Below are 19,767 nucleotides of genomic sequence, written 5' to 3'. Positions count from 1 at the left end.
GCCCGACACTGAAATGTAGATAACACTGCCATACACCTCATCCTACAATCTGAATGGTATCCAAGTGCGCGGCAGCGCCCGCAAGACACTGCATAAATAAGGATAGATTATGATGAACTTCCAAGTATTGGGCATCGACATCAGCAAAAACAAACTAGATTGTGCTCTTATCCGCGACATTGGCAGCAGTAAAATCAAAACCAAAGCATTGCCAAACCACCTCCAAGGCTTTAACCAACTGACAGAATGGCTGTATAAAAACATCGGTGAAGACTTAAGCCTACTCAAAATTTTCATGGAAGCCACCGGCGTTTACCACGAAGCATTGGCAGAGTACCTGCATAACAAAGGCATCGCCGTTTATCTGCTTAATCCTGCCGACAGTGCCCATTATGCCAAATACGACAGCTTGCACAAAACCGATAAGGCTGATAGCCAGTCACTGGCCAGAGCCGGTATTGACCGCCTCATGCACCACAAAGTACGCCAATGGCAGCCTGCTGCACCCCACATCAAGCGGCTCAACGCACTACTAGCCCGTCTAGATGCGCTGCAAAGCGATCTGCAGCGTGAAGACAACCGCATGGAGAAAGCCGGATTCAGCGCTGTTCCCGAAGCGGTCAGCCAGTCCATCAGCACCATGCAGACCAATTTGAAGCAGCAGATTAGCACCATCACACAGGAAATCGAACAACATATTGACCGGCATCCTGATTTGAAAAAGACCGTGCTTTACTGCGCAGCATACCCGGTGTAGGTGAAGTGGTTTCATTGCGCATGGTTGCGCTCTATCATAGCAAACATTTTACCTCCGCCTCGCAAATGGCTGCCTATTTGGGATTGGTGCCGAAAAACGGGAATCCGGCAAACACAAAGGCAAAGCCATGCTTTCCAAGCGGGGCAGTTCGGTCATAAGAGCTAAGTTGTATATGGCTGCGGTGGTTGCAAAAACGTGGAATCCGGATATTAACGCGCATTACCGCAGACTGAAAGCCAGAAACAAAACGGAAATGCAGACCATCGGCGCAGCGATGCGCCGCTTGGTACAGATTTGCTTTGGTGTGTTGAAGCACCAATGCGAATATCAGGCCAAAATAACCATTGCGGCTTGATGCGAGAGATGGTATCTACGCATGATTTGACAGCCTACGGGCGGAGTAGGTGGCTGATATGGCTTGAGTTTCACATAAAAGTACAGGCCGGAAAACCGGCCTGTATTTGAAGATGTGTTTATGCGTTGTTGTCGGGTGCCGTGTCGTTGTCGGTTGCGGGGGTTGGTGCTTCGGCAACAGCCGCAGTTTCGGCGGCAGTGGCTTTTGGGGCGGGGGCTTGCACCAGCGGGTGTTGTTGCGCCACGGCTTGTTCTTCGGGGCTGACTTCGCCTTTAAAGCGGTTGTTCAGGTCGAAGCGTTTGCCGCCGCGGGACAGTGCTTTCAGGTAGCGCGGGCGGCGGCAGTGGTTGGCCAGCACGCGGGCAATCAGGGTGGCGTCGAATTGGGGCAGGGCGGCCACCAAGTCTTGGTCTATGCCCAGTGCCAATGGTTTGAAGCGTTTGAACACATCGTATTTAAGATAGATGTGCTCGGCAATCATGTCGGTTTGCTTTTTTTTGCTCATGGTTTGCACGGCAGATTTCAGGGCCGCGCCCAAAGCGGTTTCTTGAGTCATTTTTCTGATGTTCCTTGATGTTCGGACGGCGTATCGGCTAAGCACCCGCATGGATAAAATGTGGCGCTCGGCGTCAAACGCTTTATTTTCGCATAACTTGACCGGAATTTGCGAGAAATTTACGCAGAGGTGGTGGGATGGCGGGCGATGTCGGGGGTATTGACGCGCACATCGGCATTTTGCGCCCGTTGGCGCAAGGCGTGATCCATCAGCACTAAGGCCAGCATGGCTTCGGCAATCGGGGCGGCGCGCAAGCCCACGCAAGGGTCGTGGCGGCCATGGGTGGCGATGTCGACAGCATTGCCGTGAACATCAATCGAGCGGCGGGTGGTGGCGATGCTGCTGGTGGGTTTGATGGCGATGTTAACGCGGATGTCTTGGCCGCTGGAAATGCCGCCGAGCACGCCGCCGGCATGGTTGCTTAAAAAGCCGCTCGGGGTGAGCTCATCGCCGTGTTCGCTGCCGCGCTGTGCCACGCAATCAAAACCGGCGCCGATTTCCACGCCTTTAACTGCGTTGATGCTCATCATGGCGTGGGCGATGTCGGCATCGAGGCGGTCGAACACCGGCTCGCCCAAGCCCACCGGTACATTGCGTGCCACGATGTGCAGCTTAGCGCCCACCGAATCCAGTGATTTGCGCACGCTGTCCATATAGGCTTCCAGCGCGGCAATTTGGCTGTGGTTGGCGGCAAAAAACGGGTTTTGCGTGATGTGCTCTTCGCCTTCAAAGGCAATGATGTGCTCGCCCACTTGGGTAATATAAGCCACCAGCTCAGTGCCGAATTGCTGTTGCAGCCATTTTTTGGCTACGGCACCGGCGGCCACGCGGGCGGCGGTTTCGCGTGCCGAGCTGCGCCCGCCGCCGCGATAATCGCGGGTGCCGTATTTGTGCCAATAGGTGTAGTCGGCATGGCCGGGGCGGAATTGGCTGGCGATGTTACCGTAGTCTTTGCTGCGCTGGTCGGTATTGCGGATAAGCAGGGCGATGGGGGTGCCGGTGGTGTGGCCTTCAAATACGCCGGAGAGGATTTCCACTTCATCGGCTTCGCGCCGCTGGGTAACGTGGCGGCTGGTGCCGGGGCGGCGGCGGTCTAAATCGGCTTGGATGTCGGCAACGCTTAAGGCCAGGCCGGGCGGGCAGCCGTCGATAATGCAGCCAAGTGCCGAGCCGTGGCTTTCGCCAAAGGTGGTTACGGTGAATATTTGCCCGAATGTATTGCCTGCCATAAACAAACCTGTGTGGAATTGGCTTTCAGGCTGCCTGAAAGCACTATAGTGAAATGCATAAAAAGTGCTACGGCGTTGGCTCGCCTTGTATCACTTTATTCTTCATTCCACTATATGTGGGTGAAAGGCGCAAAGTTTAACATGAACGCGCTGTTCAGGCAGCCTGTTGTTTCAGCCTTAGAGCCCGTTCACAATAAAAGATTGTGAACGGGCTGTTAGTGTTCCGGCCACGATTCGCTGCGCACGGCCTTGCCGTTTTGGTATTGGGTTTGCGTGGCCAGATTGCCGTTGTTGTAGTACACGCTGTGGCTGCCGTCGGCCGGGTAGGCGTAGAAATCCATCAGCTGGCTTTGTTGCAGCAGCATGGGATCAGTGCGTTTGCGGCGGCTGTCTTCGTAGAAGTCTTGCACCAAGTAAAGTTTGCCGGGGCGTTTGGCCAGTAATTCGCGGTAGTAGCCGCCTTTGGCCGGGCTGCGTTGGGCTTTAAAGTGGGCATCAAAGAAAGTGATGATTTGCTCTTCGCTGATGTTCAGGCCGCTGTTGTTGACGTTTTGGCCCAAGGGGAAGTTCAAGGAGGTGCCAATGCCGAAATTGCTGCCACCGCCGCCAATGCCGATAGAGATGCCCGAAGGCATGCACGCGGCCAGCAACAGGGTGCAGGGCAGGGTGAGGAAGTAGGTGGATTTCATAATCAAATGGCCTTGATAAATGCGGCGAAGCCGGAAGCATCAGTATAGCCCAAGGCATAGCCAAATGCACTTTCAGGCAGCTTTATTATTAAAGTATAAGGCTACCTGAAAAGGGCATCGGCATGGCTTTAATCAAACCGCGGCATCTTCTTTTTTCTGCTTCGGCACCCAGGCCCAGGTCATTTCCACTTCCACCGGCTGCTCGCCGCTGTCGTCGTATACCGTGCAGGGCACCACCAGATTGCCGCGTTCTTCTTGCGCAATCATGGCGGCTTGTTCGTCGTTAATCTGCGCCACCGCACGCATATTGCCCACCGAGCGGCGGGTGTAGTTGATGTGCATGGCTTTGAGCAAAATCAGCTTATCGTCGGGCGTGTTCATATTGGTGACAAAGCCGGTGGCGGTTTCGGCCAGCAGTGCCATGGCGCAGGCGTGCACGCCGTTGATGTGGTTTTGGATTTTCTTGCGGTTTTGCACGCTCACGCACACTTCTTCGTGGCTGATGCGCTCAAAGCGCAACCCGGCGGTTTTCAGAAACGGCACAAAGCGGCCCATAATCTGGGTTTGCAGCCATACTTTCCAGCCGGCGGGAAATTTGTCTAATTGGCGCAGTTGGCGCGCCATGGTGTTTTCAATACGCATGGGTTTCCTTTATTTATTGTTTTATTGTTATCAAATTAGCGCAATACAAGCCTGCGCGGGCAGATTATTTTTGTGCGCCGGTATTACTCTGAACGCGGCGATTGGGTATGATAACCACCTTGTGCGCTGCTCCCAAGGGGATGATTAGTATGAACACTTTAAAATTCACCAAAATGCATGGCTTGGGCAATGATTTTATGGTGGTAGACGGCATCAATCAGCGCTTTGATCCGGCCGCCGCGCCGATTGCCGCTTGGGCCAGCCGCCACACCGGCATCGGCTTTGACCAATTGCTGCTGATTGAAGCACCGCAAACGGCGGTGGGCGATTTCCGCTACCGTATTTTCAATGCCGACGGCAGCGAAGTAGAGCAATGCGGCAACGGCGCGCGCTGCTTTGTGCGTTTTGTTACCGACAAACAGCTTACCTACAAGCGTGAAATCGTGGTGGAAACCGCCGGCGGCATTATTTTGCCCCGGCTGGCCGACAACGGCTTGGTGGATGTGGATATGGGCAAGCCGCTGTTTGCGCCCGAGTACATTCCGTTTAAGCCCATTTCCCAGGAAGACGCCCGCGCGCAAACCCACACCGTATTGGTGGGCACCGAGCCGATTCCGGTGAGCTGCGTCAATATGGGCAACCCGCATGCGGTGATTGTGGTCGACGATGTGGCCGCCGCTCCGGTGGCGCGTTTGGGCGAGGCGATTGAATCGCACCCGCAATTTCCGCAGCGGGTGAATGTGGGCTTTATGCAGGTATTGTCGCCACAGCACATCAAGCTGCGCGTATTCGAGCGCGGCACCGGCGAAACCCAAGCCTGCGGCACCGGCGCTTGTGCCGCTGCGGTGGCGGGCATTCGCTTAGGGCTGCTGGATGCCGAGGCGCCGGTGCAAGTGGATTTGCCCGGTGGCAGCTTGCATATTCGTTGGGCCGGCAGCGACGCTGATCATGTGTTGATGACCGGCCCGGCACAAACTGTTTTTGAAGGGGAAGTGAGCTACTGATGGCATTAAACGAACAAACGGTGCTGGCCTATGTGCAGCAGCACCCCGAATTTTTGCAAACCCATGCCCAAACCTTGGGCATCCGTGCCGATGAAACCAAAATCCTGTCGTTCAACCAAGGCAGCCTGAATGTTTTGAAGCAGAAAACCGAGCGCATGGCCGCGCAATTGGCGCAAATGCTGGACGATGCCGAGCGCAACCGCAGCACCACTGCCAAATTGCTGGCGTTTAACCACCGCCTGCTGGCCGCCAATACCGTAGGCCAGTTGGCGCAGGCGTGTAGCGACAGCCTCAGCGAAGATTTTGCCTTGCCGCATCATGTGCTGAAACTCATGCAAGCCCCGGCGAATAAAGCGCGTATCCCGCAGGCTTTGCAGGCCGCCGATAACAGCGCCTTGAAAAAAGCGTGGGGAAAGCTGTCGGCACCACAATGCGGCCAACACCTGCCGGAGCCGGTGGCCGCATTGTTGGCAAACAAGCCGCCTTTGGGCAGCTTTTTACAGCTGCCGGTGTGGCGTGGCAATGTTTTGCTGGCGGTGTTGCTGATTGGGCATGAAGACGCCGCTTATTTTCATGCCGATTTGGAAACCGATTTGGTGGCCGAAATGGCACAAAGCTTAAGTGTAGCACTGGGGCGGATGATGGGCTTGGCCGCATGATGTGGGGCAATATCAGTTTATGGGTATTGGCGCTCTACATCAGCCTGTTTGTATGGCAAAGCTTGCGCCAACGCCAATGGTTGTGGCTGTGGCTGGCGGTATTGCTGTGGCTGGGCAGCGCGGTATTTTCGATGCGGCTGCTGCCGGGCGTGCTCGGTGTGGCGCATATCGGCAATGTCTATGCGCCCCATGCTTATGTGGTGCCCGCCTCGGTGTGCTTGTGGCTACTGGCTTGGCGCCGCCATGCTAAGGGCAGCTGGCAAATGCGCCAAGGCGGCGACTATCTGGCCTTGCTGGCGGTGAGCGGCGTAGTGCAGCACCTCAGCTTTATCGTGCTGTTGTTGCTGGTGTATTCATCCTATCCGCAAGGGCTCACGCTCTATGTGTGGCCTGCGCTGTGGTATCAATATTGGCTGCAACCGGTGTTTTGGCTGGGCAGCCAGTGGCTATTAATGGCGCTGTTTTACGCCCACCGCCGCTTGGATAACGAAGCCCCCAACCGCTTTTCATGGCCGCAGTTGCAGGCCGGCTTTCTGATTTCATTGCTGATCCAGGCTTTGTTTGTGCTGGTGGATTTGGGTAAACGGTTTGGGCATGGTTAGCGGTGTTGCGGATAATTATTTAGCAGTACTTCAAAATAAAACCAGCCCGGATGATTGCTCGGGCTGGTTTTATTTTGGGGTGTGGCCGTATCAATGGCTTGCAGGCAGCGTATGATTTAAGCCAACCCAATCAACGGATAAAGTCGCGGTGCACTGCTTTGAATTGCGGGTGGCGGGCGCTGCCCAGCCATTCGAACGCCACCATTTCGCTGCTTACCACTTGGCAGCGGTTGTCTCGCAGGCGGGTTAAGGCCAGCTCACGGTCGGCAGCGGCGCGTGAATCCACCGCATCGGCCACCACAAACACCCGATAGCCGCGTTGGCGCAAATCCAGCGCGGTTTGCAGCACGCACACGTGCGCTTCAATACCGGCCAAGACAATTTGGTTGGCACCGCCGAGCATGCCGGTATTCAGGCAGCCTTCGGCACACACGGAAAAATCCTGTTTTTTTACCACCAACGCAGCCGGTGCCGCAGCCATTACGGCGGCATCGGTGTGGCCGATTTTGTCGGGGCAATGCTCGGAAATCACGGTGGGAATGTTTAAAGTGGCCGCCAGTTTGGCCAGCCACACGGTACGCTCCAGCAAGGCTTCGGGGTGGCTGAGGGCCGGCAGCAGACGGCTTTGCACATCGACAATCAATAGAGCGGATTCGTCGGTATTCAGTAACATGATTTCTCCTTATGGTTTCTTATGGTTTATTGTTGGTTTTATGGTGTTGGGTGCGGCCATTCAGGCAGCCTGAAGTTTTGATAAATGTAAAACTGCACTCATATCGCAGCCGCGTAGGTAGCAGGGCTGTCATGTTTAATAAAGGTTATTCAAAACCCTTGCGTAGATACCATCTCTCGCATCAAGCCGCAATGGTTATTTTGGCCTGATATTCGCATTGGTGCTTCAACACACCAAAGCAAATCTGTACCAAGCGGCGCATCGCTGCGCCGATGGTCTGCATTTCCGTTTTGTTTCTGGCTTTCAGTCTGCGGTAATGCGCGTTAATATCCGGATTCCACGTTTTTGCAACCACCGCAGCCATATACAACTTAGCTCGTATGACCGAACTGCCCCGCTTGGAAAGCATGGCTTTGCCTTTGTGTTTGCCGGATTCCCGTTTTTTCGGCACCAATCCCAAATAGGCAGCCATTTGCGAGGCGGAGGTAAAATGTTTGCTATGATAGAGCGCAACCATGCGCAATGAAACCACTTCACCTACACCGGGTATGCTGCGCAGTAAAGCACGGTCTTTTTCAAATCAGGATGCCGGTCAATATGTTGTTCGATTTCCTGTGTGATGGTGCTAATCTGCTGCTTCAAATTGGTCTGCATGGTGCTGATGGACTGGCTGACCGCTTCGGGAACAGCGCTGAATCCGGCTTTCTCCATGCGGTTGTCTTCACGCTGCAGATCGCTTTGCAGCGCATCTAGACGGGCTAGTAGTGCGTTGAGCCGCTTGATGTGGGGTGCAGCAGGCTGCCATTGGCGTACTTTGTGGTGCATGAGGCGGTCAATACCGGCTCTGGCCAGTGACTGGCTATCAGCCTTATCGGTTTTGTGCAAGCTGTCGTATTTGGCATAATGGGCACTGTCGGCAGGATTAAGCAGATAAACGGCGATGCCTTTGTTATGCAGGTACTCTGCCAATGCTTCGTGGTAAACGCCGGTGGCTTCCATGAAAATTTTGAGTAGGCTTAAGTCTTCACCGATGTTTTTATACAGCCATTCTGTCAGTTGGTTAAAGCCTTGGAGGTGGTTTGGCAATGCTTTGGTTTTGATTTTACTGCTGCCAATGTCGCGGATAAGAGCACAATCTAATTTGTTTTTGCTGATGTCGATGCCCAATACTTGGAAGTTCATCATAATCTATCCTTATTTATGCAGTGTCTTGCGGGCGCTGCCGCGCACTGGATACCATTCAGATTGTAGGATGAGGTGTATGGCAGTGTTATCTACATTTCAGTGTCGGGCACTTGGGTCGGATACAGTTTGCTGCCATACGGGGCGGGAATAATACGCGTTTTACTCACCGCTTGAGAGATACAAGGTCGGATTCTTGAATCCGACATTTGGCCGAAAAGGCCAAAACATGACGGTCTTGTTCTTCGAACAAGCGTCGGATTCAAGAATCCGACCTACGGCTGAAGCGGTTCTTCAGTCTGGGCTCCTGCCTGCGCAGGAGCCACCAAATCTGAATTTTGCCAGAATAACCTAACCTGCTTAGCGTGCCGGTACGGTGCCCATGCGGCGGGTGAGCGAGGTTTGCGGCTCGTTAAACACGCTGGCGTAGTAGGTGGCGTTGGCCATCACGTTTTTAACGTAGGTGCGGGTTTCGTCAAAAGGGATGGTTTCGGCGTAGATGGCACCTTCCAGCGGCACGGCGGCCTGCCAGCGGCGCGCACGCGCAGCGCCGGCGTTGTAACCAGCGGTGGCCAGAATTTCATCGCCCATGCGGTTGCGGGCGTCGCCCAGATACCAAGTGCCCATGCGGATATTGCCATCCATGGTGTGCAATTCGGCGCTGCTCATGCCGATTTTGCGGGCGATTTCGTCAGCGGTGGCGGGCATGACTTGCATTAAGCCGGTGGCACCCACGCGCGAGCGCACACCAAGCATAAAGCGGCTTTCCTGCCGAATCAGGCCGTATACCCAGGCCGGGTCGACATTGGCTTGGGCGGCGTAGCGTTCGGTGACATCGCGGAACGGCGAAATATAGCGCAGCTTGTAGTTGAGCTGCTGGTTGGTGCGGTCGGCACTGAGTATGCCCATTTCGTAAAAGCCTTGCTCATTGGCCAAGGTGGACGAAGCCAATAAGGTGGCTTCATTGTAGTTTTTGATGGCGTAGCGCCATTCGGCTTGCGCTTGGCGGCGCATGGTCCAGTCGCCGCTGTTTTGGGCTGCCTGAAACAATGCCAGCGCGCGGGCAATATTGCCGTCTTGCGCCACACGCTGTACATCGCTGCGGCTGCTGTCGGCCACGTTGTTGCGGGTGTCTACTTTGCCGCCTAAGGCTTCGGTGGCCATCAGGGCGTAAAAATTACGTCCGGAAGCGGCGGCTTGGCGGTAGAGCGCTTCGGCTTGGCTGCGTTGGCCTTGGGCTGCGAGGCTGCGCCCCAGCCAATATTGCCAGGTAGGGTCGTTTTGCAAAGATGAAGGCATGGCGCGGATGATGCCGGCCAAATCGCTCCAGCGCTGGCCGCGCAAAGCGGCGCGGGCATACCATTCCCAATGTTCGGTGCTCAATTGCTTGCGGTCGGCACGGTTAAAATAGGCCAGCGCGGTATCCATATTTTGGTTGAGCGCTTGGTTGTGGGCGGCCAGCGCCCAAGCAAAGCCAGTTTGTGCCGAAGTAAGGCTGCCTGAAAGGGCTTGGATGCGGGCGGCCACATCGGCGCTGCGTCGACCGTCGCGGCTGGTTACGCTGTATAGCAAAGCTTCTTGTTGGCCGGGGCTGCCGCCGCTGGCGCTGCTTAAGGGATTGGGCAGCGGGCTGCCCAGCGCCGCGGCCAAGGCGCGGGCATCGCTGATTTGGTTGTTGCTAAGCAGGCCGCGCACGCGCCGCCAAGCGGCTTCAGTATCCAGCTGCCCGGCGGCGGCCATTTGGTTTAAGTAGGCATTACAGCCTTCAGGCAGCCGCGTGAGCGATTGGATAAGCTCGGCGGCCAAGGCCGGATTGCGCTCAATACCGCCCACGGCGGCATAGCAACGGGTTTCTTGATCACGCTCATCGGCTGTTAATTGGGTGTATTGCTGCTTAAACAATGCCCAATTGCCGCGTTTGCCCAGATTTTTGAGCCACTGGTTGCGCACGGTGTTGCTCATGGCGCTGGGCGCTTGCTGTGCCAAAAATTGTGCTGCTTGGGTGTCGTCGTTGTTTTTCAGTGCTTCAAACACGCTTTGATACCACTGGTAGTTGCTGACTACTTGGCTGGGGGTTTCCACGGCATGAGTGCCGGGCAAAACGCCGGCGTGGGTGCCGGGCTTCACCGGCTCTACCGGGGTTTCAATCGGGCTGGTGCAGGCGGCCATCGCGGCCACGGCGGCGGTGATTAAGCTGCGGCGAAAGAGGGTGTGTCGGTTCATATTATTTTCCTATTGCGGGTGTTTATTTGCGCCAGTAGGCGGGGGTGAACAAAATAAACACGGTAAAAATTTCCAGCCGCCCCAGCAGCATGACCAGCGTACACAGCCATTTTTGCGCGTCGCTGAGCAAGGCGTAGTTGCCAGCGGGGCCTACGGCGCCCAAACCGGGGCCGGCATTGGTGATGCAGGCAATAATGGCGGTGAGGGCGGAAACAAAATCCAGCCCGGTGGCCATCATCAAAAAGGTGAACAGCACCACCGTCATAAAATACACGAAAATAAACGCCAGTACGGTGAGTGCCATGCGTTCGGGAATGTGGTTGTTGTTTACCTTTACGGTGCGCACCGCATTGGGGTGCAGCAGCAGCATCATTTCGCGCAGGCTGAATTTGAACAATACAATAGCACGAATGGTTTTGATGCCGCCACCGGTGGAGCCTGCATTGGCCAAAATATTGGCCAGAAAAAACATCCACAGCGAGGCAATCAGCGGCCATTTGGCAAAGTCGGCATTGGCGTAGCCGTTGGCCAAGCCGATGGAAACAAAGTTAAAACTCACAAATCGAAAGGCGTCGGCCAAGCTGGTGTAATAATCTTTCCACCATAAATACAGGCTCACCAGCACAATACTGCCCAGCAAGAGGGTAATCAGCACCCGCACTTCTTCGTCTTGCCAATAGCTGCGCACGGTTTTGTGTTGCAAGGCGTAGAAGTGGTTGGTGAAATTGATGGCGCCCACAATGGTGGCGGCCATCAGCACCAGCTCGATGCTCACGGAATTAAAATAAGCAATGCTGTTGTCGTGGGTGGAAAAGCCGCCTAAGGAAATGCCGGACATGGCGTGGCAGATGGCATCAAACCAGCTCATGCCCGCCAGCTTAAGCGCAAGAAAGGTGATTAAGGTGAACATGAGATACACCGACCACAGCTTTTTAGCGGTTTGCGAAATGCGCGGCGCCATTTTGTGGTCTTTGTTAAGACCCGGGATTTCCGCCTTAAAAAGCTGGGTGCCGCCCACGCCGAGCATGGGCAAAATCGCCACCGCCAATACAATAATACCCATCCCGCCCAGCCAGTTGAGCATATGGCGCCAAAAATTAAGCGAAGGCGCTAAAGTATCTAGGCTGCCGAAAATAGTGGCGCCGGTGGTGGTGAGGCCGGACATGGCTTCAAAAAAAGCATCGGTAAAGCTAATGCCAGGCACATAAATGTAAAACGGCAGCGCGGCAATCACCGCAAAGCCCACCCACAGCAAAAACACCAAGGTAAAGCCGTCGCGCGGGCGCAGCTCGCGGTTGTATTTGAGCGTGGCCAGCCAAATGGCGGCTGAGGTGCCGATGGCAATCGCCGCGGTGGTGGCAAAAGCGTAGAACACATCATCCAAATACAGATACGACACCAGCGTGGGTGCTAAGAGCAGCAGCGAAAACAGAAAACCGGTTTTGGCCACAACGTGGATGATGGGGATAAGTTTATGCATGGCAAAAATAAAAAGGTAGGCCGCAAGGCGGATTAAATGGTTTCAGGCAGCCTTAACTAATGTGTCAGTTGTGACATTTTAAAAATAACGGTGTTATCCATTTGTTTGTTTAAAGGCTGCCTGAAAGCCCGATTACTTCAACCGAAAAAGCCGATTTTAACCTGAATCAGCTTTTCCAGCTCTTGCACCACGCGGCGGCGCGACACAAAGAAGATAATATGGTCGCCATCGGCCAAGAGCACGTCTTTGTGCCCCATAATCACTTCATCGCCGCGCACCAGCGCCGCAAAATAGCAGCCGGCGGGCAGCTTTACTTGGCCGATATGGCGGCCCACCAGCTGCGAGGTGTGTTTATCGCCATGAATCACCACTTCAATGGCTTCGGCACTGCCCCGGCGTACCGGATGCACCGCCACCACATCGCCCAAGCGCACATGCGCCAGAATCGAGCCGATGGTGATTAAGTGGGGCGAAATCACGATGTCGATGGTGTTGCCTTCGAGCAAATCCACATAGCTGGAGCGGTTTACAATCGCCATCACCCGCTTGGCGCCCATGTTTTTGGCCAATAGGCTGGCCATGATGTTGTCTTCATCGTCGTTAGTGAGCGCGCAGAAAACGTCGATTTCATCGATGTATTCGTTTTCCATCAGCGCTTCGTCGGTGGCGGTGCCGTGCAACACCAGCGCGGTGTCGAGGTTTTCGGCCAGCCATTCGGCGCGGCTGCGGTTTAGCTCAATGATTTTGATATCAAACTCATGTTCCAACTGCTTGGCCACGCGGTAGCCGATATTGCCACCGCCAGCAATCATCACCCGCCGCGTGCGCTGCTCGTTGGGGCGCATTTCGCGCATCACGGTTTGCACATGGGCGCTGTTGGCCAGAAAAAACACCTCGTCGCCCTCAATCAATACCGTGCTGGCAGTGGGCACAATCAGGCGGTTGTTGCGGTAGATGGCGCTGATTTGGCAGTCGACGCCGTCGGGCAGATGGGCGTTGATTTCGGCAATCGGCTTGCCCACCAATAGGCCGCCTTTTTGCGTGCGTACCACCACCATGCGCACTTTGTCGTCGGCAAAACGCAATACCTGCAAGGCGCTGGTGTGCTTAAGCAGGCCAACTACCTGCTCGGTGACCAATTGCTCCGGGCTGATGGATTCGGTGATGTCAAACACATCCAGGCTGCTGGGGTAGTCGGGGTGGGTGCTGGGGTATTCCAGATAGTCGCTGCGGCGCACGCGGGCAATGCGATTGGGCGTGTTAAACAACACGCTGGCCATGCGGCAGGCCACCAGATTGGTTTCATCGCTGCGGGTGAGCGCCAGCACCAAATCGGCGTCTTCTGCCCCGGCCATTGCCAACACCGTAGGTGAGGCGGCGTTGCCTAATACGGTTTGCACATCCAGCTTGTCGCGCAAATTGCTGAGCGCTTCTTCGCTGATGTCGATAATGGTTACATCGTTATTGGGCATCAGCGCCAGATTTTGCGCCACGGTGGAGCCGACTTGGCCGCTGCCCAGAATCAGAATTTTCATAATAAAATTAAATAGCTTTATATTTTATAAAAGAGGACGATTTGTATTTGGCTGCAGAGCAGGCTAGATGTATTGTGCAGGCTGGCAATTATAGGTCTTATTAGATGAGTGTAATAGCGGCAATCAGATTTTATTGCCAGCCGTATTTAATTTCGCTGTTATAGAATAACGTTTTGCATCCTCTGTCAATCGTGTTAATATTTGTTACGTTTGTTTGTGTTGAGTATCGGGTTTTATTCGTAATCAAACATTTGAATAATAGATTTAATTAAGGATACGGTAAAATGCAAAAATTAAATTTGGCCGCTTTGGCTTTGGTAACCGCATTCGGTTTGGCTGCCTGTGGCGGCGGTGGCGGCGGCAGCCCCAGTGTTTCTTCCAGCAATACCCCAGGTACCGGCGGTTCAACGGGTGGTAATACCGGTGGTAATACCGGTAGTACAAGTGTTGCGGGTAATTATATTAAAATTACGGCAGCTGGGGCAGAAGCGCCGAAATCATTAACCTTGAAAAATAATAGCCGTGATACCTTAGTGGTAGATGGTAAAGAAATTGCCCTGACCTACCCAGGCATTAGTGCAGGCACTTTTACTAGGGTCTGTTCACAATTACTTGTCATAAAGGTAACCACATCACAATGCACCCCAATAAAACCGTACTGTGGAAGTTACGTTTCAGCTTATCGTAACGGCTGGCAATCGCTCGGAAATGTTTCAAACGGCAAAAGGCATTCTCTACCAAATGCCTGATTTTATATAAATACCAGTCCATGTCTTTATTTTTCTCTTCCCTATTGCTTTTATAGGGAATATTGGCTTTCGCACCGCTTTGCTCTATTTGCTCCCTGAGCCGGTCTGAATCGTAACCTTTGTCCGCATTAACCAACTCAGTTTCGGCAAGGTTGATGTTGTCAAGCAGCTCCGGTGCAACGGTGACATCATGGATATTGCCCGCAGTAACGATAACCTCAACCGGATTGCCTGCAGCATCTACAGCCAAATGAATCTTGCTGGTTCTGCCGCCTCGGCTCATACCGATTGCGTGATCCTCTTGTGCACTGAGCGCTGAGGCGCAGTGTTGGTGGGCACGGATATAACTGCCGTCTATGGCTACCCACTCCAAGTCACTCTCTTGGCTGAGCTGTTTCAAGATTGCAGTAAAAATGCCTTTTTCTGACCAACGGTTATAAGCGGTATAAACAGTATGATACTTGCCGAAATACTCGGGTAAATCCCGCCACGGTATGCCGGTTCTTATTCTGTAAAGTATGCCTTCAAGAATTCTGCGCAAATTGGGTTTGCTATAAATACCCAAATCACGCAGAATAGATAACAGCTTCGTCCAATGTTCATCTTTGAGTAGTGTACGGGGCATCGCAGGTGTATTGGGGGAGGGTGAGAACTTCCTTTTATGCCTGCGTTTCTTTTTTATTCAAGGGTATGACAAGTAATTGTGAACAGACCCTAATCTTAATGGGAATGTGATTAGCGGTAGCCATTTGAGCTATGCACGCTATGGTGTAGTGAAGGTTGATGGTAACCCGATTGTTTTTGCACAAGGCAATCTATCCACTGATACCCCAACCACCGGCAAGGCAACTTATGAGGGACTTTCTGTGCATGTGGCAGGCAGTGCAGCTCCGATTACCGGCGATTCAAGATTTGATGTTGATTTTGGTGCGAAAAAACTGATTGGTGTCGTTGGTGTGGCGGGTGGTGGTATTGAGCTGTCCGCTGATATTACCGGTAACACTTTCAGTGGTACTCATCAAATTAGCGGTGTTCAGACTCAAGGTGCATTCTATGGCCCGCAAGCGGCTGAGTTGTCTGGTACTTACAGCAATAAAGCAGCGAATTACAATGGTGCTTTCGGTGCGGTAAAACAACCATAAGCCTTATTGTATAACCCAAGCCCCTGCGGGGGCTTTTTTTATGGTAATCAAACGCAATGCGCTTATTTTATTTGGTTTATCCGGCCCTTACTGCCGCGTTTACGGCTGCGGGTGTTCAGGCAGCCCCACTGGCGCCGGCTGTTGAGCCGCGTCCTCAGTTTAATCTGAACCAAGAACAAGTGGCGGAAACGCTGTCGGTTGATAAGACGCCGCCAGTGCCGGGCAGTAGCGATGAGCAAACTACTTTGCATCTGACTTCTGCGCAATTACTGCAAGACCCGGCTTTGCTGGGGCGGGCGCTGGATTCCAGTATTGCCAACCAAAATATTGCCGGCGCGCGCTTATTGCTGCCGCTATACCGCCAATTGCCGTCTGCGCAACAGGATGCGGTTTTGGTATTGTATGCCGAAGCCTTGCTGGCGCGCGCTGATGGCAATTATGCGGCAGCAGTGGCAGCCTACCGCAATATTATCGCCCAACAGCCGCAGTTAACACCGGTGCGGGTTCAGTTGGCGGTTACATTGGCGCAAGACCAGCAGTTGGTGGCCGCACAAGACCAGTTCGATAAAATCCGCGCCGCTGAAGATGTACCCCCGGCGGTGCTGGTGCAGGTTGATGAATATACGGCTTGGCTGGAGCAACAGCAATCGTGGTCGTTTGATGCGGCATTGCGCTATTTGCATGAGAATAATGTTAATAATGCACCGGCTCAGCGTGAGATAGTGGGTGAGCGCGGGCGCTGGATTTTGCCAGCACCGCAATCGGCGCGTGGTGTGGGCTATCAATTGGGTGCACAAAAAAATCAGCCGCTGGGCGGGCACTGGTTTTGGCGTTTCAGTGGCAATGCCGATGGCAAATTTTATTGGGATAATCATGCTTATGATGATTTGAATGTGCGCCTGAGCAGCGGCCCGGTTTATCGGCGCGCACGGGGCGAGCTGGCCTTGCTGCCATATTATGAGCGCCGCTGGTTCGGCACTGAGCCGTATTCAAACACCACCGGCGTGCGCGTGCAGGCTAGCCATGTTTTTAATCCCAACTGGCAAGGCTTTGCGGCCATCCAATATGGCCGTAAAACCCATGAGCAACGCCCTTTTCTGGATGGCAACAGCCGCCAAGCTTCGATTACGGCTTTGTATCGTTCGTCACCGCAGCAATACTGGTTTGGCGGTGTGGATTTGGGCAGAGAAACCGCGCAAGACCATACCGACGCCTATCGGCGCACCGGCGTGCGTATTGGTTGGGAGCGCGAATGGCCGCAGGGCATTTCAACTTCGATGCAGGGCATGGCGGCCAAGCGTGTTTATGATGGCGTGGATATTTTCCAGATTAAGCGCGAGGATAAGGAGTATGCGGCCAATGTTTCGGTATGGCACCGTGGCTGGCATTGGCACGGCTTAACCCCCAGGCTAACGTGGTCGTGGCTGCGTGTTGACAGCAACCATTTTTTGTATGGCTATCAGAAAAATCAGGTTTTTATAGAAGTAAGCAAGCGATTTTGATAATCGCATAGTATATTTTTATCCTAATGATGGTGAAAACAATAGCCCTAGGCATCAATAAGCTGTTTGCTTTAGAATGGCTATTGAAATGGTAAATCAATAATGTTTCAGGCAGCCTTTAAAGGCTGCCTGAACAAACACATAACCAACCCAAAACAGGCAAACCCACCATGACCATCATCAAACAAGAAGACTTTATCCAGAGCATTGCCGATGCGTTTCAGTTTATCAGCTACTACCATCCAGTCGACTACATCGAAGCGCTCACCGAAGCATGGGAAAAAGAAGAAAACCCCGCCGCCAAAGACGCGATGACGCAGATTTTGGTGAACAGCCGCATGTGTGCCGAAGGCCACCGCCCCATTTGCCAAGACACGGGCATTGCCACCGTGTTTTTGAAAGTGGGCATGAAGGTGCAATGGGATGCGCAAATGAGCGTGGCCGAGATGGTGAACGAAGGCGTGCGCCGCGCTTATTTGCTGCCGGAAAACAAATTGCGCGCCTCGGTGTTGGCCGATCCGGCGGGCAAACGCATCAACACCAAAGACAACACTCCGGCGGTAATCCACATGGAAATTGTGGCGGGCGATAAAGTGGAAGTCACTTGCGCGGCCAAGGGCGGCGGCTCGGAAAACAAATCCAAACTGGCTATGCTCAACCCTTCCGATTCCATTGTAGATTGGGTGCTGAAAACCATTCCCACCATGGGCGCAGGCTGGTGTCCGCCCGGCATCTTGGGTATCGGCATTGGCGGCACGCCGGAAAAGGCGGCCTTGCTGGCCAAAGAATCGCTGATGAGCCATATTGATATTCACAAGCTGAAAGAAAAAGCCGCTGCCGGTGCCCAGCTGTCTACCGTAGAAGCTTTGCGTTTGGAGTTGTTTGAAAAAGTGAATGCGCTGGGCATCGGTGCACAAGGGCTGGGCGGGCTGACCACTGTGCTCGACGTTAAAATCCTCGATTACCCCACCCACGCGGCCAGCAAACCGATTGCGATGATTCCCAATTGCGCCGCCACCCGCCATGTGGAATTTGAGCTCGACGGCTCAGGCTCGGTGGCACTCACCGCCCCCAATTTGGATCACTGGCCCGACATCAGCTACCACGCCGAAAACGGCATTCGTGTGGATTTAGACACGCTCACCAAAGCCGATGTGGCCAATTGGAAAATGGGCGATGTGCTGTTGCTCAACGGCAAAATCTACACCGGCCGCGATGCTGCACACAAACGCATGATTGATATGCTCAACAAGGGCGAAGCCCTGCCGGTGGATTTCACCAATAAAATGATTTACTACGTGGGCCCCGTGGATCCGGTGCGCGATGAAGTGGTGGGCCCCGCCGGCCCCACCACCGCCACCCGAATGGACAAATTCACCCGCCAGATGCTGGAACAAACCGGCTTGCTCGGCATGATTGGCAAATCCGAACGCGGCGCCGCCGCTTGCGAAGCCATTGCCGACAATAATGCCGTGTATTTAATGGCCGTGGGCGGCTCGGCTTATTTGGTGTCCAAAGCGATTAAACAAGCGCGCGTGGTGGCGTTTGAAGATTTGGGCATGGAAGCGATTTATGAGTTTGAAGTCAAAGACATGCCGGTAACGGTGGCGGTAGACAGCCAAGGCCAATCGGTACACGCCATTGCCCCCAAACAATGGCAGGCCAAAATCGGCATTATTCCGATTGAAGCGGTGTAAATACAGCAACAAGGCTGCCTGAAAACAAAAAACCGTTTCAGGCAGCCTTGTTGTATTAGGCCGGGTGGCATGCCGTTGCCATTTGCGCCTGCTTGCCACTATACTGATACGCGATTTTCTATTGCTGAACATCATTAAATTGTTTGTTGCCAAACGTTTTCAACCTTCATTTAAGGATACACACCCATGCAAAAATCCCAGCGTTTTGCTTTGTCTGCCTGCCGCCCTTTGGCAACATTGGCTGTTTCCATCACTTTATTGGCCGGTTGTTCGAGCGTGGCCGATATGGTTGGCTACGATACCCATACCCTCAATTTGGCTGCGGGCGAAAGCTATCAGCAAGTAGTGCAAGAAGCCCGTCAGAAAAAAGCCATCGACACCACTTCGGCTACCGCCCGCCGTATCCAAACCGTATTCAATCGCTTAAAACCCTTTGCCAACGAAGCCAACCAAACCGGTGTGCCGTTTGATTGGCAGCTCACCGTGATCCGCAGCGATGAGCTCAATGCTTGGGCCATGCCCGGCGGCAAAATGGCCATGTACACCGGCTTGGTGAACAAACTGCGCTTGAGTGATGCCGAAATTGCGGCCGTTATCGGCCATGAAATGACCCACGCCCTCAACGAGCACAGCAAAAATGCGGTGGGTCAACAAGTACTCACCGGTATGGCCTTGGATGTGGGCGGCCGGGTATTGGCCAGCAAAACCAACATCAACAGCGATGTGTTGAGCACCTCGCAAAACCTGTTGAGTGAATACGGCATCGGCAAACCGTTTTCCCGTTACCAAGAGCGTGATGCCGACCGCGGTGGGCTGGTGTTGATGGCCAAGGCCGGCTACGACCCCAATGCGGCCATCACCGTGTGGGAAAAAATGAATGCCGCCAGCGGCAATAGCGGCAATGGTCTTAGCAGTTTGATGTCGACCCACCCCAGCAATAACGCACGCATCGACGATATCCGCAAACAATTGCCCAGCGTAATGCCGATTTACGAACAAAGCCGCAAACGTTAAACACGGGTGCTTATTTTCAGGCAGCCTAGGTAAATCAATACTTAGGCTGCCTGAAAAACATTGACACCCTGTGGCGC

19 protein-coding genes and 1 pseudogene are annotated in these 19,767 nt (G+C 53.8%); 9 read left to right on the top strand and 11 right to left on the bottom strand.

The window, feature by feature from the left end:
• Positions 1–109: 109 nt before the first annotated feature.
• Together JQU52_RS10410 and JQU52_RS10405 are read left to right on the top strand one after the other, a co-directional pair.
• Entirely contained in the window at positions 110–757 is a 648-nt protein-coding gene (locus tag JQU52_RS10410) for an IS110 family transposase (protein WP_230338180.1), read from the top strand.
• Between the two features lie 20 nt (positions 758–777).
• Positions 778–1,112, top strand: a pseudogene (locus tag JQU52_RS10405) (transposase).
• Positions 1,113–1,230: 118 nt separating this feature from the next.
• On the opposite strand, the gene JQU52_RS10400 reads toward JQU52_RS10405, so the two are convergent.
• From JQU52_RS10400 to JQU52_RS10385, 4 genes are all read right to left on the bottom strand, one after another.
• Positions 1,231–1,668 carry a ProQ/FINO family protein gene (locus tag JQU52_RS10400; protein ID WP_230338419.1) on the bottom strand — a complete coding sequence of 146 codons (438 nt, stop codon included), beginning with the start codon at positions 1,666–1,668 and terminating at the stop codon, positions 1,231–1,233.
• A gap of 119 nt (positions 1,669–1,787) precedes the next feature.
• A complete protein-coding gene (aroC, locus tag JQU52_RS10395; RefSeq protein WP_230338418.1) occupies positions 1,788–2,897 on the bottom strand; it encodes a chorismate synthase in 1,110 nt (369 codons plus the stop codon).
• 215 nt (positions 2,898–3,112) lie between these two features.
• Positions 3,113–3,586, bottom strand: a complete 474-nt coding sequence (locus JQU52_RS10390; protein ID WP_230338417.1) for a NemA protein — start codon at positions 3,584–3,586, stop codon at positions 3,113–3,115.
• 132 nt (positions 3,587–3,718) lie between these two features.
• Positions 3,719–4,228, bottom strand: a complete 510-nt coding sequence (locus JQU52_RS10385; RefSeq protein ID WP_230338416.1) for a DUF4442 domain-containing protein — start codon at positions 4,226–4,228, stop codon at positions 3,719–3,721.
• 149 nt (positions 4,229–4,377) lie between these two features.
• Between JQU52_RS10385 and dapF the strand changes: the two genes are divergently transcribed.
• The 3 genes from dapF to JQU52_RS10370 are packed head-to-tail and all read left to right on the top strand — an operon-like array spanning position 4,378 to position 6,493.
• The gene (gene dapF, locus JQU52_RS10380) at positions 4,378–5,232 is read left to right on the top strand and encodes a diaminopimelate epimerase (RefSeq protein ID WP_230338415.1); all 855 of its coding nucleotides are present in this window, start codon (positions 4,378–4,380) and stop codon (positions 5,230–5,232) included.
• The gene (locus tag JQU52_RS10375; RefSeq protein ID WP_230338414.1) at positions 5,232–5,891 is read left to right on the top strand and encodes a DUF484 family protein; all 660 of its coding nucleotides are present in this window, start codon (positions 5,232–5,234) and stop codon (positions 5,889–5,891) included. The genes dapF and JQU52_RS10375 overlap by 1 nt, the downstream gene beginning before the upstream one ends.
• Complete coding sequence (locus JQU52_RS10370; protein WP_230338413.1) at positions 5,888–6,493, top strand: hypothetical protein; 606 nt, start codon at positions 5,888–5,890, stop codon at positions 6,491–6,493. Before JQU52_RS10375 ends, JQU52_RS10370 begins: the two co-directional genes overlap by 4 nt.
• A 130-nt stretch (positions 6,494–6,623) precedes the next feature.
• Here JQU52_RS10370 and JQU52_RS10365 read toward each other — a convergent pair whose 3' ends face one another.
• The 7 genes from JQU52_RS10365 to JQU52_RS10335 all read right to left on the bottom strand — a co-directional run bounded on the left by JQU52_RS10365 (position 6,624) and on the right by JQU52_RS10335 (position 14,960).
• Positions 6,624–7,166 carry an isochorismatase family protein gene (locus tag JQU52_RS10365; protein ID WP_230338412.1) on the bottom strand — a complete coding sequence of 181 codons (543 nt, stop codon included), beginning with the start codon at positions 7,164–7,166 and terminating at the stop codon, positions 6,624–6,626.
• 181 nt (positions 7,167–7,347) lie between these two features.
• Positions 7,348–7,683 carry a transposase gene (locus JQU52_RS10360; RefSeq protein ID WP_230338027.1) on the bottom strand — a complete coding sequence of 112 codons (336 nt, stop codon included), beginning with the start codon at positions 7,681–7,683 and terminating at the stop codon, positions 7,348–7,350.
• A gap of 20 nt (positions 7,684–7,703) precedes the next feature.
• A complete protein-coding gene (locus tag JQU52_RS10355) occupies positions 7,704–8,351 on the bottom strand; it encodes an IS110 family transposase (RefSeq protein ID WP_230338180.1) in 648 nt (215 codons plus the stop codon).
• A 357-nt stretch (positions 8,352–8,708) separates the two neighbouring features.
• Positions 8,709–10,571, bottom strand: coding sequence for a lytic transglycosylase domain-containing protein (locus JQU52_RS10350; RefSeq protein ID WP_230338411.1), 1,863 nt, complete (start codon positions 10,569–10,571; stop codon positions 8,709–8,711).
• A 22-nt stretch (positions 10,572–10,593) separates the two neighbouring features.
• A complete protein-coding gene (locus JQU52_RS10345) occupies positions 10,594–12,051 on the bottom strand; it encodes a TrkH family potassium uptake protein (RefSeq protein ID WP_230338410.1) in 1,458 nt (485 codons plus the stop codon).
• Positions 12,052–12,188: 137 nt separating this feature from the next.
• A complete protein-coding gene (trkA, locus tag JQU52_RS10340) occupies positions 12,189–13,586 on the bottom strand; it encodes a Trk system potassium transporter TrkA (protein ID WP_230338409.1) in 1,398 nt (465 codons plus the stop codon).
• A gap of 615 nt (positions 13,587–14,201) precedes the next feature.
• Positions 14,202–14,960: an IS5 family transposase gene (locus tag JQU52_RS10335; RefSeq protein ID WP_230338408.1), complete on the bottom strand. Its 759-nt coding sequence runs from the start codon at positions 14,958–14,960 to the stop codon at positions 14,202–14,204.
• 106 nt (positions 14,961–15,066) lie between these two features.
• Between JQU52_RS10335 and JQU52_RS10330 the strand changes: the two genes are divergently transcribed.
• From JQU52_RS10330 to JQU52_RS10315, 4 genes are all read left to right on the top strand, one after another.
• A complete protein-coding gene (locus JQU52_RS10330; RefSeq protein ID WP_328300370.1) occupies positions 15,067–15,477 on the top strand; it encodes a Slam-dependent surface lipoprotein in 411 nt (136 codons plus the stop codon).
• A 56-nt stretch (positions 15,478–15,533) separates the two neighbouring features.
• On the top strand, positions 15,534–16,979 hold the full coding sequence (locus JQU52_RS10325) for a surface lipoprotein assembly modifier (protein WP_230338406.1): 1,446 nt from the start codon (positions 15,534–15,536) through the stop codon (positions 16,977–16,979).
• 170 nt (positions 16,980–17,149) lie between these two features.
• A complete protein-coding gene (locus JQU52_RS10320) occupies positions 17,150–18,676 on the top strand; it encodes a fumarate hydratase (RefSeq protein ID WP_230338405.1) in 1,527 nt (508 codons plus the stop codon).
• Positions 18,677–18,862: 186 nt separating this feature from the next.
• On the top strand, positions 18,863–19,690 hold the full coding sequence (locus JQU52_RS10315; protein ID WP_230338404.1) for a M48 family metallopeptidase: 828 nt from the start codon (positions 18,863–18,865) through the stop codon (positions 19,688–19,690).
• Positions 19,691–19,767 lie beyond the last annotated feature (77 nt).

The sequence above is a fragment of the Paralysiella testudinis genome, from assembly GCF_016894345.1.
GTDB lineage: Bacteria > Pseudomonadota > Gammaproteobacteria > Burkholderiales > Neisseriaceae > Paralysiella > Paralysiella testudinis.
The sequence above is the reverse complement of the archived record's forward strand: the minus strand, read 5'-3'. Positions and strand labels throughout refer to the sequence as shown.

Excerpts from the sequence above, each read along its gene's own strand:
- JQU52_RS10390 (WP_230338417.1), bottom strand. The coding sequence starts at position 3,586 with ATGAAATCCACCTACTTCCTCACCCTGCCCTGCACCCTGTTGCTGGCC.
- JQU52_RS10365 (WP_230338412.1), bottom strand. The coding sequence starts at position 7,166 with ATGTTACTGAATACCGACGAATCCGCTCTATTGATTGTCGATGTGCAA.
- JQU52_RS10320 (WP_230338405.1), top strand. The coding sequence starts at position 17,150 with ATGACCATCATCAAACAAGAAGACTTTATCCAGAGCATTGCCGATGCG.
- JQU52_RS10385 (WP_230338416.1), bottom strand. The coding sequence starts at position 4,228 with ATGCGTATTGAAAACACCATGGCGCGCCAACTGCGCCAATTAGACAAA.
- JQU52_RS10355 (WP_230338180.1), bottom strand. The coding sequence starts at position 8,351 with ATGATGAACTTCCAAGTATTGGGCATCGACATCAGCAAAAACAAATTA.
- JQU52_RS10375 (WP_230338414.1), top strand. The coding sequence starts at position 5,232 with ATGGCATTAAACGAACAAACGGTGCTGGCCTATGTGCAGCAGCACCCC.
- trkA (WP_230338409.1), bottom strand. The coding sequence starts at position 13,586 with ATGAAAATTCTGATTCTGGGCAGCGGCCAAGTCGGCTCCACCGTGGCG.
- JQU52_RS10360 (WP_230338027.1), bottom strand. The coding sequence starts at position 7,683 with ATGGTTGCGCTCTATCATAGCAAACATTTTACCTCCGCCTCGCAAATG.
- JQU52_RS10370 (WP_230338413.1), top strand. The coding sequence starts at position 5,888 with ATGATGTGGGGCAATATCAGTTTATGGGTATTGGCGCTCTACATCAGC.
- JQU52_RS10350 (WP_230338411.1), bottom strand. The coding sequence starts at position 10,571 with ATGAACCGACACACCCTCTTTCGCCGCAGCTTAATCACCGCCGCCGTG.
- aroC (WP_230338418.1), bottom strand. The coding sequence starts at position 2,897 with ATGGCAGGCAATACATTCGGGCAAATATTCACCGTAACCACCTTTGGC.
- dapF (WP_230338415.1), top strand. The coding sequence starts at position 4,378 with ATGAACACTTTAAAATTCACCAAAATGCATGGCTTGGGCAATGATTTT.
- JQU52_RS10335 (WP_230338408.1), bottom strand. The coding sequence starts at position 14,960 with ATGCCCCGTACACTACTCAAAGATGAACATTGGACGAAGCTGTTATCT.
- JQU52_RS10325 (WP_230338406.1), top strand. The coding sequence starts at position 15,534 with ATGCGCTTATTTTATTTGGTTTATCCGGCCCTTACTGCCGCGTTTACG.
- JQU52_RS10345 (WP_230338410.1), bottom strand. The coding sequence starts at position 12,051 with ATGCATAAACTTATCCCCATCATCCACGTTGTGGCCAAAACCGGTTTT.
- JQU52_RS10410 (WP_230338180.1), top strand. The coding sequence starts at position 110 with ATGATGAACTTCCAAGTATTGGGCATCGACATCAGCAAAAACAAACTA.
- JQU52_RS10400 (WP_230338419.1), bottom strand. The coding sequence starts at position 1,668 with ATGACTCAAGAAACCGCTTTGGGCGCGGCCCTGAAATCTGCCGTGCAA.
- JQU52_RS10315 (WP_230338404.1), top strand. The coding sequence starts at position 18,863 with ATGCAAAAATCCCAGCGTTTTGCTTTGTCTGCCTGCCGCCCTTTGGCA.